The organism is Flavobacterium sp. 40-81, assembly GCF_001898245.1.
GTDB classification, from domain to species: Bacteria; Bacteroidota; Bacteroidia; order Flavobacteriales; family Flavobacteriaceae; genus Flavobacterium; species Flavobacterium inviolabile.
Map to the genome: position 1 here is coordinate 38,153 of NZ_MKTM01000019.1, position 14,710 is coordinate 52,862.

At 42.1% G+C, this 14,710-nt stretch carries 13 protein-coding genes; 11 read left to right on the top strand and 2 right to left on the bottom strand.

Annotated elements, in window-relative coordinates; translation table 11 throughout:
* Positions 1-15 precede the first annotated feature (15 nt).
* Positions 16-1,569 carry a T9SS response regulator signal transducer PorX gene (porX, locus tag BGO42_RS06120; RefSeq protein ID WP_177734617.1) on the bottom strand — a complete coding sequence of 518 codons (1,554 nt, stop codon included), beginning with the start codon at positions 1,567-1,569 and terminating at the stop codon, positions 16-18.
* 132 nt (positions 1,570-1,701) lie between these two features.
* Positions 1,702-2,610: a phytanoyl-CoA dioxygenase family protein gene (locus BGO42_RS06125; RefSeq protein ID WP_273246629.1), complete on the bottom strand. Its 909-nt coding sequence runs from the start codon at positions 2,608-2,610 to the stop codon at positions 1,702-1,704.
* 202 nt (positions 2,611-2,812) lie between these two features.
* Here BGO42_RS06125 and BGO42_RS06130 point away from each other — a divergent pair, with 202 nt between their 5' ends.
* The 11 genes from BGO42_RS06130 to BGO42_RS06180 all read left to right on the top strand — a co-directional run bounded on the left by BGO42_RS06130 (position 2,813) and on the right by BGO42_RS06180 (position 14,631).
* The gene (locus BGO42_RS06130) at positions 2,813-3,190 is read left to right on the top strand and encodes a hypothetical protein (protein WP_273246630.1); all 378 of its coding nucleotides are present in this window, start codon (positions 2,813-2,815) and stop codon (positions 3,188-3,190) included.
* Positions 3,191-3,373: 183 nt separating this feature from the next.
* Complete coding sequence (locus tag BGO42_RS06135) at positions 3,374-3,766, top strand: DoxX family membrane protein (RefSeq protein WP_273246631.1); 393 nt, start codon at positions 3,374-3,376, stop codon at positions 3,764-3,766.
* 5 nt (positions 3,767-3,771) lie between these two features.
* Positions 3,772-4,725: a polysaccharide deacetylase family protein gene (locus tag BGO42_RS06140; RefSeq protein WP_273246632.1), complete on the top strand. Its 954-nt coding sequence runs from the start codon at positions 3,772-3,774 to the stop codon at positions 4,723-4,725.
* Between the two features lie 95 nt (positions 4,726-4,820).
* Positions 4,821-5,150 (top strand): DUF6660 family protein, encoded by a 330-nt coding sequence (locus BGO42_RS06145; protein WP_273246633.1) that lies wholly within the window; start codon positions 4,821-4,823, stop codon positions 5,148-5,150.
* Between the two features lie 96 nt (positions 5,151-5,246).
* Positions 5,247-8,390: an efflux RND transporter permease subunit gene (locus tag BGO42_RS06150; RefSeq protein WP_273246634.1), complete on the top strand. Its 3,144-nt coding sequence runs from the start codon at positions 5,247-5,249 to the stop codon at positions 8,388-8,390.
* A gap of 159 nt (positions 8,391-8,549) precedes the next feature.
* Complete coding sequence (locus tag BGO42_RS06155; RefSeq protein WP_177734622.1) at positions 8,550-8,915, top strand: four helix bundle protein; 366 nt, start codon at positions 8,550-8,552, stop codon at positions 8,913-8,915.
* A 3-nt stretch (positions 8,916-8,918) separates the two neighbouring features.
* A complete protein-coding gene (locus tag BGO42_RS06160) occupies positions 8,919-10,319 on the top strand; it encodes a TolC family protein (RefSeq protein ID WP_273246635.1) in 1,401 nt (466 codons plus the stop codon).
* 4 nt (positions 10,320-10,323) lie between these two features.
* Positions 10,324-11,598: an efflux RND transporter periplasmic adaptor subunit gene (locus BGO42_RS06165; protein ID WP_273246636.1), complete on the top strand. Its 1,275-nt coding sequence runs from the start codon at positions 10,324-10,326 to the stop codon at positions 11,596-11,598.
* Between the two features lie 12 nt (positions 11,599-11,610).
* A complete protein-coding gene (locus BGO42_RS06170; protein WP_273246637.1) occupies positions 11,611-12,213 on the top strand; it encodes a methyltransferase family protein in 603 nt (200 codons plus the stop codon).
* A 24-nt stretch (positions 12,214-12,237) separates the two neighbouring features.
* Positions 12,238-12,585 (top strand): heavy-metal-associated domain-containing protein, encoded by a 348-nt coding sequence (locus BGO42_RS06175; protein ID WP_273246638.1) that lies wholly within the window; start codon positions 12,238-12,240, stop codon positions 12,583-12,585.
* Between the two features lie 60 nt (positions 12,586-12,645).
* Entirely contained in the window at positions 12,646-14,631 is a 1,986-nt protein-coding gene (locus BGO42_RS06180) for a heavy metal translocating P-type ATPase (RefSeq protein ID WP_273246639.1), read from the top strand.
* Positions 14,632-14,710: the final 79 nt, after the last annotated feature.

Sequence of the window (14,710 nt, forward strand, 5' to 3'; positions counted from 1 at the left end):
TTAAACAGTTAGTCTTTATTTCGGATTAAATATCAGAAACGGAATGATCATTTCTTCAAGCGAAATACCACCGTGCTGATACGTATTTCTGTAGTAACTTACGTAGTGGTTATAATTGTTCACATACGCCAGGAAGAGGTCGTTTTTAGCAAATATATACGAACTGCTCATGTTGATTGCCGGCAATCCGATCTTTTTAGGATCTTTTACCGCATAAACATCTTTATCTTCATAAGTAAGGCTTCTTCCCGTTTTGTAACGCAGGTTCAGGCTGGTATTTTTATCCCCGATCACTTTGGAAGGATTTTTACAGTTAATCGTTCCGTGGTCGGTCGTTAAAATCAATTTAAAGCCCTGCTGCTGTGCCAGTTGAATGATTTCCAGTAAAGGGGAATTCCGGAACCAGCTCAGCGTTAAGGAACGATATGCCTTATCATTGGAAGCCAGCTCTTTTACCACATCCATTTCTGTTTTGGCATGCGATAACATGTCCACAAAATTATAGACAATCGTGGTCAGGTCATTTCCTTTTAATCCTTTAAAATTATCAACCAGTTTTTTACCGTCTTTAAAATTGGTAATCTTATAATATTCCTGCTTGATATCGATACGCAGTCGTTTTAACTGCTCGGTAAGGAATTCGCCTTCAAAAAGGTTTTTTCCGCCTTCGTCCACATCATTTTTCCAATACTGCGGATACATTTTCTCCATTTCCAAGGGCAGTAAGCCAGAAAAGATAGCATTACGGGCATATTGCGTTGCCGTTGGCAGAATCGAATAATAGCTTACTTCTTTTTCCAGCTTGTAATGATTATTCACCACACTTTCAAAAGCCTTCCACTGATCATAACGCAGGTTGTCGATCACAACAAACAGTATCGGCATTTCTTTTTTTCGCAGTTCCGGCACCACCAGTTCTTTGAATAACTGGTGAGACATGATGGGCGCCTCTTCTTTCGGGTCAAACCAGTCCTCGTAGTTCTTTTCGATAAACTTTCCGAACTGTGAATTGGCTTCCAGCTTCTGGCTTTCCAAAATTTCAACCATACTCTGGTCTTCAATATTTTCAAGTTCCATCTCCCAGAAAATAAGACGCTTGTACATTTCTATCCAGTCTTCATACGAATTTACCATGGCCATATCCATCGCAATTTTCCGGAATTCTTTCTGGTAGTCTAAGGTCGTTTTTTCCGATATCAGTCGGGAGTGATCCAGATTTTTCTTTAAACTCAGCAGGATCTGATTCGGGTTAACCGGCTTGATCAGGTAATCGGCAATTTTGGAACCTATCGCCTCTTCCATAATATATTCTTCCTCACTCTTGGTAATCATAATTACCGGAACAGAGGATTTCTTTTCTTTAATTTCCGCAAGGGTTTCCAGTCCGCTTAACCCCGGCATATTCTCGTCTAGAAAAACGATGTCGAAGTTTTCATCATCAAATATATCAATAGCATCCTGCCCGTTGTTACAGGTTGAAACGCTATACCCTTTTTTCTCTAAGAATAATATATGTGGCTTTAACAAATCGATCTCGTCATCTACCCATAGTATTTTTATGTTGCTCATATTTTTCTTTTTTTATTGGAATTCAACTGCAATTTATGTTTTTAAGAACTCCGCGAGGTTAAAATTATTATAAAACTAATCGCAAATACCTGTGATTTTTATTCGTGAAGCGATTAAAGCCTCCCAACGGCACTACAGCCATTCGGGCGCAGTTTGGTAATCTTCCGGAAAATAGGTCAAATACTGAACCATTCTGGGTGCTTTTCCGTGATTCGGACTGGCACAATGCGGCAATGCCTGATGCCAGATGATAAAATCGCCGGTTTTCCCGGTTATCGGAACCGGCTGTAATGTTTTTAGTGCTGTTTCTCTCAGGTTACTACCGGGCTGCTGGGCATGAATCCAGTTTTCAATCCGGTTGTGAAAACCCGGCACACAATGAAAAGCACCGTCCTCCGGACCACAGTCTGTTAAATACAATAATCCCTGCAGGCCAAACGGGATCGGTAATTTCAAACTTACATCCCAATGCAGCGGACTGCCTAAAAAAGTATAATGAGCCGTTTCCGGCGGATTAAAGCTAACCTTATCGATGGTCTTGTAAATCCGGTCGGTTTTGTATAACTGTTCGTAAGCTTTTTTGATCCGGGGTGACAGCCGGTTTTTATTCAGTGTCGGATGATCCGAAAAAGTAAGCATCAGTCCCCGCTGTTCGTCATGGCTTTTATACCAGCTTGCCTCCTGTTCCGGATGCATGCCTAAAAACTCCCATATTGCCTGTTGGGTTGCCTCACAATCCGGATCGGAAATAGCATTTTTCACAATCACATAACCGTTTTCTTCCCAGAACTGTAAATCTTCGGCTGTCAGCACATCCGCTGTTGTAACATCTTCAGCATCCATATCGATATTGGTACGCGTTTTTACCCATTCCTGAAAAGTGTTCAGGTCTGGTTTTTCAAAATACAGATACCGTATGGCTTCTTCCATACTTATTCCCAGGCGATACAATGTTTCTATCTCCTGGTTCCACAGATTATCATCCGTTGGTTCCGGTGAAAGCGCCCGCTTCCAAAGCTGCTCCAGAATTAACTGTTCCATAAGTTCGGAATATAAAAATTTAACACTCAAATGTAAAGAATTTAGTACTAATACAGTTGATCGGACGCAATAATTTATAAGAATATTTCTTAGCCCTTTTAGTGATTATATTGGCAATAATATACTGAAATACCCAATCGATTTTTAAGATACCTAAGACTTAAGCAACAATTAATATATTTGTCAAATAAGCTTCCATACTATGAACGATACGTTTGCTCCAAAAATAAACCGGCAGGAGTTTCAAAAAACCATTTTGAAATTTCAAAACAACGAAGGTGCTGACACTGCTATGATCAATATCATAGCATCCAAAATTAAGAATGCTGAAACAGTCATTTTTTATGATGCGTTTATCACTCTTTGCAAACAGTATCACGTTGATGTAAAATGTTATGAAGAAACGAAAGAGGGACAAACTTCCTGTACAATCATAATCAAAAAAGACAATTATGATTATTATTCCATGTCCTATACAGCCCGTGATAAAGACGTCACTCTTGCATTAGCCGCAAAATTATATGAGGTCCTTTCCATTCAGATTCAGAATGAGCAGTTTATCAAAAGTATAAAAAGATAAGTCCTGTTTATAAGGCTTTGCTACCTAATCCAAAGGAATAATATGCCCTGCCTGTTTTCCCGGATATCGCTGCTGTTTTAATCTACTCCGTTACTTTACCCCAAAAAGTACAATTAATTCCCATAATTATACCGTTTTTTCCATTGTTACCGTTCGAACTTTGTCCTACTAAAACGGATAACAATGAATACAACTGCCTTTTTATTGCTGCGCCTTGCCATTGGGGCAAGTATGTTCGGACATGGCCTGGTACGGTTGCCAAAACTTAACGCTTTCAGTTCCTGGATGACCGGAAGTTTTGAAAACACCCTGTTACCCCAAATAATAGTGCTGCCGTTCAGTTATGTTTTGCCCATAGCCGAATTTGGCATCGGACTGCTGCTATTATTGGGATTATTTACAAAAACTGCAGCAACACTGGGTGCCATCGTGATGATCCTGCTGCTTATCGGTACTGCTTTAATCGAAAACCGGGAAGCAATTCCTTCCCAGCTGATACACGTATTGTTTTTTGCGCTGTTACTGCAATTTACAGACCGCAACACTTTTGCAATGGATATGCTTATTAAAAAATAATTATTATGGAAACCAGAAGAAATTTTATAAAAAAGGGAAGCCTTATAGGACTTGCCGGCATGGTACAGCCTATGGATGCTTTTTCGGCTCTCAACGGACAATCCGAAACAACAGCACAGTACAACAACTCCAGATGGGCAGACGGTTCCCGATTGGTCGTTTCGGTCTCCATGCAGTTTGAAGCCGGCGGACAACCGGAAAATGCCGAAAGTCCGTTCCCGCAAAACCTGGACAAAGGATTCCGGGACCTGCCTGCCAATACCTGGTATGATTACGGTTATAAGGAAGGGATTCCGCGCATGCTCGACAACTGGGACAAACTGGGTATTAAAGTTACTTCCCACATGGTTGGAACCGCCGTTTTAAAAAATCCGCAATTAGCAAAAGAAATTGTGCAACGCGGACACGAAGCCGCCGCACACGGCATGAGCTGGTCATCCCAATACAATATGCCATATGAAGAAGAAAAAAAGTTCATCCTGGACGGTGTTAATGCCGTAAAAAAAATAACCGGATTTACCCCGGTGGGTTATAATGCCAACTGGCTGAGACGAGGAGAAAACACACTGAACATCCTGCAGGAACTGGGATTTTTATACCATATAGACGATTTAAGCCGTGACGAACCTTTTATCATTCAGGTAAAGAACAAAGATTTTGCAGTGGTACCTTACACGCTGCGCAATAACGATATTGTATTGGTAGAAGGTAAAAACTTCTCCGCCGATCAGTTTCTGAACCAGGTAAAAATGGAATTCGACCAGTTATATGCCGAATCAGAATTCCGACGCCGGCAGCTTTCGGTAAGTTTTCACGACCGTATTGGCGGAACGCCCCAAATGGTACAGGCCGCAAAAGAACTTTTCACCTATATGCAAAAACACAAAGGAGTGGCATTCAAACGCAAAGACGACATTGCCAAAATGGCTTTAGCCGATAAAACAACCCTTAGAGAATAAGCATCAAAACCCCGGATTACGGGGTTTTATTATTAATTTTCTCATAAAAAAGTAAAGAGTACCCAACGCAATAAAAATATTTTTATCTTTACATCGTGAAATGGTTAACCCTCATATTATCTTTTTACTTTGTACTGCTGGCAAGTATTCCTTGTGCCGATGCAGCCGTTAACCATACCCATAACACAACCTCAAAAGAAACAACTTCGAACCACGATAAACACACACACGATCAGCAAAACGATTTGTGTTCCCCTTTTTGTGTTTGTAATTGTTGCGGTGCACAGATCATGAACTATGCGCCCGAGATTGTTTTTAACCTTTCAGTAGTTACTGCCGAAATCGAAATTCAATTGCCAAACTATCAGTCGGTATTTACTTCTGATTTTTATGATACTATCTGGCAACCCCCTCAAATAGTATAATGAACCCGAACTTCATCGGGTAAGAAAGTGTTGTAGCATTGCTGCAAAGTACAACAGCGGTTTGCTGTTACTGTTCTTATTCATTATATATACAAAATGTTAGATAAAATAATTCATTTTAGTATCAATAATAAATTTATTATTGGTCTTTTCACGTTGATACTGATTGTTGTAGGCGGCTATTCTGCCTATACGCTTCCTATTGATGCCTTACCGGATATTACAAACAATCAGGTACAGATCATCACCAGTTCGCCCACTCTGGCAACGCAGGAAGTTGAACAGTTCATCACCTATCCCATCGAGCAATCGGTTAAACCCATTCCTAAAATTGTGGAGCTTCGTTCCATTAGCCGTTTCGGATTGAGTGTGGTGACCGTTGTTTTTGAAGAAGATGTGGATATTTACTGGGCAAGAGCCCAGATTTCCGAACGCATTAAAGAAGCCGAAAATGCCATCCCGAAAGGTGTCGGTACCCCCGAAATGGCACCGGTGAGTACCGGTTTGGGCGAAATATATCAATATGTGGTATTTCCCGAAAAAGGATATGAAAACAAATATGACGCTACCCAGCTGCGCACCATCCAGGATTGGATTATCAAACCGCAGCTCATTGGTACCAAAGGAGTTGCCGAAGTAAATACCCTTGGCGGCTATCTGAAACAATACGAAATTGCCGTTCAGCCGGACAAGCTGAAAAGCATGAACACCACCATTTCCGAAATATTTGATGCCCTGGAAGTGAATAATGAAAATACCGGCGGTGCCTATATTGACAAAAAACCGTATGCCTATTTTATCCGCGGTATCGGTATGGTCAACGGTATAGACGACATCAATAAAATTGTGGTTAAAAACCAAAACGGTATTCCGATCCTGATCCGCGATGTGGCCAAAGTACAGATTGGCAGCAGTATTCGCTATGGTGCTGTAACCAAAGACGGAAAAGGCGAAGAAGTGAGCGGTATGGTCATGATGCTGAAAGGAGAAAACAGCGGCCAGGTGGTTACCCGCGTAAAGGAAAAAATGGAACAGATTAAAAAGTCGTTACCGAAAGGTGTGAGTATCGAACCTTTTATGGATCGTACCAAACTGGTAAACAAGGCCATCAGTACCGTCGAAAAAAACCTGATTGAAGGAGCTTTAATCGTAATCTTTATACTGGTATTGCTGCTTGGCAACTGGAGAGCCGGACTGGTCGTTGCCTCCGTTATTCCATTATCCTTGCTTTTTGCCATTTCGATGATGCGTCTTTTCGGTGTGAGCGGTAACCTGATGAGCCTCGGAGCTATCGACTTCGGACTGATCGTTGACGGTGCCGTCATTATCGTAGAAGCCATTATCCACAGGCTGCAGGTGAGCAATAAAGGAAAGCTCACCACAAAACAGATGAATGAAGAGGTCTTTGAAGCCGCCTCAAAAATAAGAAGCAGTGCCGCTTTTGGCGAAATCATTATCCTGATCGTTTACCTGCCGATTTTAGCTTTGGTAGGCATCGAAGGAAAAATGTTCGGCCCAATGGCACAAACGGTTTCATTTGCTATTCTTGGTGCTTTTATATTGTCCCTAACATACGTGCCAATGATGAGCTCCTTAGCCTTAAAGAAAGAAACCGGACACAAGAAAAACATCAGCGACAGGATAATTACCGGCTTATACAACTTTTATGCCCCGCTTTTAGAAAAGGCATTGCGGGTAAAAGGCGCTATTATAGCGGTTGCCATTGGCTTATTTGCCGCAGCATTGTTCGTTTTCAATTCGTTGGGAGGCGAATTTATCCCGACCTTAGATGAAGGGGACATCGCAACCCATTTGATCATTGCTTCCGGTAGTTCGCTGTCGCAGGAAATTGAAGCGACCACTAAAGCGGAACAGATCTTAAAAGCCAAATTCCCGGAAGTTAAAATGATCGTAACCAAAATCGGTAGTGCTGAAATTCCAACCGATCCGATGCCGATCGAAGCCGGCGATATGATTATTTTACTGAAAGATAAAAGCGAATGGACATCGGCGAAGACCAAAGAGGAATTAATGCAACAAATGGAAAAGGCACTGGAAGATATTCCAGGTGCTACAACCGAGTTCTCCCAACCTATTCAAATGCGTTTTAACGAGTTAATGACCGGTGTGCGGAGTGATGTTGCCATTAAAATATTCGGGGACGATATCGAAATGCTGGTTAGCAAAGGTGACGAAGTCATGCAGCTTATCAACGGAATTTCGGGAGTATCGGATGCCAAACTGGAACGTGTGGCGGGATTACCGCAAATTACCGTTCGTTACAATAAAGACAAACTGGCTTTATACGGTTTAAAAATCGGCGATCTGAACAAGGTGATCCGTATGGGATTTGCCGGGGAAGCTGCCGGACTGGTTTATGAAGGCGAAAAGCGATTTGATCTGGTGGTACGCCTGGACAGCGACAGCCGCCAGGATATTTCCAATTTAAAAGCACTGTTTATCACACTGCCCTCCGGAAATCAGATTCCGTTAGAGCAGGTTGCCGATATTAATTTTGAAGACGGTCCGATGCAGATTAGCCGTGAAGACGGAAAACGCCGTATTGTAGTTGGCTTTAACGTTCGCGGTGCCGATGTGAAATCGGTAGTGGAAAAAATCCAGGCAAAACTGGATGCACAGCTAAAACTTCCCGATGGTTATTTCGTGACTTACGGCGGTCAGTTTGAAAACCTTATTGATGCCAACAAGCGTTTGGCAATAGCCGTTCCGGTTGCTTTAGCGCTAATTTTTGTCTTGCTGTATTTCACCTTTAAATCCGTTAAACAATCGATCCTGATATTTACCGCAATTCCGTTATCGGCTATTGGTGGTGTTTTTGCCTTATGGCTTCGGGACATGCCGTTCAGTATTTCGGCCGGTGTAGGCTTTATTGCCCTTTTCGGCGTGGCCGTATTAAACGGAATCGTGCTGATAGGCTATTTCAACCAGCTAAAAGCGGAAGGCATGCACAATGTTTACGACCGTATCAAAGAAGGAACGAAAGTCCGCCTGCGTCCGGTTATCATGACCGCTTCCGTAGCCTCTTTAGGATTCCTGCCGATGGCGATTAGTTCCAGTGCCGGTGCCGAAGTGCAAAAACCGCTGGCAACCGTGGTTATTGGCGGACTGATTACCGCTACACTGCTCACTTTAATCGTATTGCCGATACTGTACCTGTATTTTGAAAAAGGGATCGGGGAAAAGCAAGAGGCAATTAGCAAAGAGCAAGGGGATGTGTAAGGGGCGAAAAAGCAAAAGGCAATTGATAAAATGCGGAAAAGCAAAAGGCAAAAGGCAAAAAAGCAATTGGCAAAAAAGCAATTGGCAAAAAAGCAATTGGCAAAGGGCAATTGGCAAAGGGCAATTGTAAAACAATGAACAACCTTAAATTCAGGGCTTATGGGAGCGACAAGTTTTAAAGAAACAACCGTATATAAAAAAGCTTTTTCACTGGCGATGGACATTTTTGAAATGTCAAAATCTTTTCCGGTTGAAGAGCGTTATGCGCTGACCGATCAGGTGAGAAGAAGTTCGAGAAGTGTCTGTGCAAATCTTGCTGAAGCCTATCGGAAAAGGCAGTATCCTGCTCACTTTGTTTCAAAACTTTCCGATTGCGATATGGAAAATTCCGAAACTTCCGTCTGGATCGATTTTGCCTTTTCCTGTAATTACCTGAAAGAAGAAATAAAAGCAGCCTTACTATCCAAAAATGAAGAAGTCGGACGATTGCTACATCACATGATAAACAATCCTCAAAAATATTAAACAATGAAAAAGATATTCAATATAAAAACAGACCATTGGCAAAGAAACATCCACAAAGACCAATCTGCGCAAAACAATGAGCACAAAACGAACCGGAATTATCCTATTTATTCCCGTTCCGGCTTTGCCCCTTGCCCCTTGCCCTTTGCTTTTTACTCCTTGCCAATTGCCTCTTGCCTTTTGCTATTTACCTTTTGCCTCTTCCTCCTCCCGTCAAAAAGCATCGCGCAGACAGCACAGCCACTGGATCTAAAACAGGCGATTGAACTGGGTTCCAAAAACAACCTGAACATTCAGGCTTCCGAACTGGAAAGCAAAATGCATGCACAGCTGAAAGGTTCTGCTTTTGAAATTCCCAAAACAGAAGTATCGGGTACATTTGGACAAATCAATTCGAATGCAAAAGATAAAAGTTTCAGTATTTCACAGAGCTTTAATCCGTTTCAGTATGGCGCCAAAAAGAGCCTGCTGAATGAAAACAACGCTGCCGGACAGTTAAAAGTGAAAGTGACCAAGCAGGAAACAACTTTTAATATCCGTCAGTCCTGGAATGCGATGCTGTATTATACCAAACAGAATCAGTTGCTGGAAAACCAAAACAAGCTGATGGAAAAGTTTGTCAAAGCTGCTTCACTAAAGTTTCAGACCGGTGAAACCAATTCGCTGGAAAAAACCGTCGCCATTGCCAAACAACAGGAATTGCAGCAGTTAATCAAACAGAATGATGCCAAAATATGGGTTGAAAAATCCAGAATAAAAGCGCTGATCAACCGGGATACCGACTTCACTCCTGCCGATACTGCTTTTGTTGCCTTATCTGCTTTAAGTGTTGCCGACAGTTCAATGATCAAGCAAAACAGCGCAATACAGCTGGCAGCAAAACAGGTACATATCGCAGAGGCTTTCAAAAAAGTGGAAAAAGCAACCTTATTTCCCGATATCACTGCCGGTTATGCCATTCAGTCCATCACCGGAAACCAGGAAGTAAACGGACAGGCGGTTTATTATGATGCCTCTCCCCGTTTTCAGACATTCTCGGTAGGATTGGCATTGCCTATTTTTGCCGGAAGTTCCATCGCTAAAACAAAAGCAGCCCAAACGAATATCGATGTTCAGAAAAAAAATGCTGCCTATCTGGAAAATCAGCTTAAAAGCCAGTTCCAACAGCAAATCCAGGAACTGCAAACCTATCAGTCTTTAGTGGATTATTACAAAAACACCGCCTTGCCCAATGCAACGAAAATCAGTAATAATGCAACCAAAGCCTATCAGAATGGCGATATCTCCTATGTGGAATATGTGCAAAGCATTGAAACCGCACTGAACATCCAGCTGAACAACAGCAATGCGATTCATAATTTCAACCAGACGGCTATCAACATTCAATACCTAATCAACAATTAAGACGATGAAAAAATCAAATCTAATATATTTAAACATTGCCGGATTAACGATCATCGGCCTTGTCCTCTATTTCGCCTTACGCCATACCCATACGGAAGGCGATGGTCATGAACACGGTACGGAGAAAACTACCGGAAAAGAAGCGGCTACTGTTAACAAAGAAGTCGAACTAAACGAGGCGCAGTTTAAGGCTGCCAATGTAGAATTGGGAACTTATGCCTTAAAAAACCTGAGTGAGGTTATTAATGCCAACGGTTATACCAAACTGCCGCCGCAAAACCAGGCGGATGTTTCCGTGCACATGCCGGGTGTGGTAAAGACCATTACGGTTATTGAAGGGCAATATGTTCGGAAAGGACAGGTACTGGCCACTATAGAAAGTCCTGAATTCACTAAATTACAGGAGGCTTACCTGACTTCAAAAAGCAATCTGGAATTTTTAAGTCAGGAGTTTAACCGACAAAAAACGCTGAGCGAAGAAGAAGTCAATTCGAAAAAGGTTTTCCAGAAAACAAAGGCCGAATATCAAATTGAAAAGGCGCGTTTTAACTCCCTTCAAAAACAGTTAGGTGTGTTGAACATTCAATCGGGAAATACTGCGGTAACTTCGGTTCCGGTATTGGCGCCCATTTCAGGTTATACCACCGAAATCAATGTTAAGATCGGCAGTAATGTCGAAGTAGGTAAACCGATATTAAGTATCGTTGACAATTCCAAATTGCATGTGGATCTGCTGGTATATGAAAAAGATCTGCACAAAGTAAAACAGGGACAAAACGTTCAGCTGGTATTGACAAATCAGAACAATACCGCTATAAAAGGAACTATTTTCAGCGTTGGTAAAGCTTTTGAAAATGAAACCAAATCGGTAGCTGTTCATGCCGATATCAACAATGAAAAAAATGCACTGATTCCGGGTATGTATGTAAATGCTTTAATCGACATCGGAACCAATGCCGTACAGTCGCTTCCGGTGGAAGCCATCGTAAAAGCCGACGGTCGTGAATTTATGTTTGTCCTGGAAGAAGGTCATGAAGAAGCGGCCCACGACAGCGAAAAAGGACATTCGCATGAAGACGGCCACCAACATGATGACAACGAAGGAAAGACATTTCATTTCCAAAGGGTTGAAATTAAAACGGGTACTTCCCAGTTAGGGTACATCCAGGTTACTCCGTTGCAAAAAATAGACCCGAAGGCTAAAATTGTTTTAAAAGGTGCCTATTATTTACAAAGCCATTTAATTAAAAATGAAGGCGGCGGCGGCCATTCACACTAAAAAAGAACGACAATGATAACATTTCTCAGATTTTATCTGCCCCTATATTTGGTCCTGTATTTACTGGTAAGCTTTTTAGTGCCTACTTACAAAACATACCGGCAAACCGGGATTAATCCGGTTACTTTCGGTAAAAGCGATTCGGCTCACGATTATATCGGCGGTGTCATGAAAATATTAATCGGACTGCTGCTTGTTGCGGTGCTGTTGTTTTCATTTGGTTCCGATACCTACCTGTTTACATCACCTGTCCTGTTTCTGGAGCATTCCAGTCTGCAGCTAACCGGCTTAGTGCTTATTCACGTTTCGCTGATCTGGATTGCAATCGCCCAGTATCAGATGAGTACGTCCTGGCGCATTGGCATTGATGAAACGCATAAAACAACCCTGCGTACGAACGGTTTATTCAGCATCAGCAGGAATCCTATTTTTCTGGGAATGATTATCAGTGTTTTCGGGTTGTTTTTAATTCTTCCGAATGCTATTACGTTCTTCTGCACGTTGATGACCTATTTTATGATCCAGATACAGGTCCGGCTGGAAGAAGTCTTTCTGACACAGCAGCATGCTTCGGAATACAGCCTGTACAAACAAAAAGTAAGACGATTTCTTTAATTTATAACGATAAAAACCTAAACAATGAGACCATTTTTAAAAAGTATTTTAGTAGTTGCGTTCCTATCCTTTTCCTCTTTAACGGCCAAAGCCCAGGTTCAGAAAGCTGTTATAAAAACTGCTATCGTTTGCGATCATTGCAAACAATGTGAAACCTGCGGCGGTTTGCTGGAAAAGAAATTAATCCGCCACAAAGGAATACAGATGATTACATTAGATGAGACCAAAATGACGATCACGGTTATTTATAATTCTAAAAAAACCGATTTAAACAGCATTAAAACCGCAATCAGTTTATTGGGTTATGATGCTGATGATATCAAAGCCGATCCGAAAGGATATGAAAATTTAGACGGTTGTTGTAAAGCATAAAGGAAACATTTTTGTTAACTTTAGGACAACTCCAAGTACTCATTCATAATACCGAAAATTATGAAAAAAGAACACCAATATCATTCAGAAGCCGAACAAATATGCTGTGCGGTTGATGAAAAAGTAAATTCAAAAAAACATCATGACCACGATCATGATCATGATCACGACCATAGTCACGATGGCGATGGCGGCTGGAAAATGTTCCTGCCGGCTATCCTTTCCTTTGTGCTGTTAATGATTGCCATCGGGATTGACAACTATTTCCCTATAGCAGTCTTTTCAGGCTGGGTACGCATCGGCTGGTATATCCTTGCCTATTTACCGGTGGGATTACCGGTTTTAAAAGAGGCGTTCACCGCGATAAAAAGAGGCGACATTTTTACGGAATTCCTTCTGATGTCCATTGCCACTTTGGGTGCTTTTTATATCAAACAGTATCCGGAAGGTGTAGCGGTAATGTTATTTTACGCTATAGGCGAATTGTTTCAAACTCTGGCCGTAACCCGTGCCAAATCGAATATTAAAGCCTTATTGGATCAGCGTCCGGATACAGCTACCGTAATCGTTGATGACAATGTGGTCAGTAAAAAAGCGGAGGAAATTAAGATTGGAGAAATCATTCAGTTAAAACCGGGAGAAAAACTGGCTTTGGACGGGAAACTGCTTTCCGCTTCGGCTACGTTTAATACCGCAGCTTTAACCGGGGAAAGCAAGCCCGATTCCAAACAGCAGGGAGAAACGGTACTGGCCGGAATGATCAACCTCAACACGATTGCTTTAGTAGAAGTAACTACCGCTTATACCGACAGTAAACTGTCCAAAATCCTGGAAATGGTTCAGGATGCCACTGCTAAAAAAGCACCTACAGAGTTATTTATCCGCAAGTTTGCAAAGATCTATACGCCTATAGTAGTTTTCTTAGCCATTGGGATCTGCCTGTTGCCGATGCTTTTCGTGTCCGATTATGTTTTTAACGAGTGGCTGTACCGCGCCCTGGTTTTCTTAGTGGTTTCCTGCCCCTGTGCGCTGGTTATTTCCATTCCGTTAGGCTATTTTGGCGGAATTGGCGCTGCCAGCAAAAACGGCATCCTCTTTAAAGGCTCTACCTTTCTGGACGTAATGGCTTCCATTCAGGCAGTCGTGATGGATAAAACCGGAACATTGACCAAAGGCGTTTTTAAAGTGCAAAAGGTGGTGGCAGCTACCGTTTCGGAAAAGGAATTGATACAGTACACCGCAGCACTCGAAACGAAATCGACCCATCCGGTTGGAACTGCCATTATTGAATATGCCAACGGACTGGAAAAAGGCGTTACCATTACCGATGTGGAAGAAATTGCCGGACACGGTTTAAAAGGTAAAGCAAACGGTAAAACCATACTTGCCGGTAATGTAAAACTGCTTAAAAAGTTTGGTATTGCTTATGATACCGCTATTGAAAATACGCCCTATACCATTATCGTTATTGCGATAAATGAGCAATATGCGGGTTATTTCCTGATTGCCGATGAAATAAAAGAGGATGCCAAAACGGCTGTTGACAGCCTGCACCGTCTGAATATTAAAACGGTAATGCTTTCGGGCGATAAACAGGCGGTGGTTGATGCTGTTGCCCGGGAGCTGAATATTGATGCTGCCCACGGTGATTTACTACCGGAAGACAAAGTCCGAAAGGTGGAAGAACTGAAAAAACAAAACCTGAAACTGGCTTTTGCGGGCGATGGTGTTAACGATGCTCCTGTAGTGGCTTTAGCCGATGCCGGTATTGCCATGGGCGGTCTGGGCAGTGATGCTACGATAGAAACGGCCGACATTGTCATTCAGAACGATCAGCCTACAAAAATATTTACCGCCATATCCATTGGTAAAAAAACCAGGCAGATCGTCTGGCAGAATATCAGCATGGCCTTTATTGTGAAAGCCGTTGTGCTGATTTTAGGTGCCGGAGGATTAGCCACCATGTGGGAAGCTGTTTTTGCTGACGTTGGTGTGGCATTACTCGCCATTTTAAATGCCGTAAGAATACAGAAAATGAAATTTTAAAATACAAAGTCCGCTATACAGCGGACTTTTTTATATCCTGAAATCTTATACAAATTTGCCGGAATTTTATAAGTCCCTT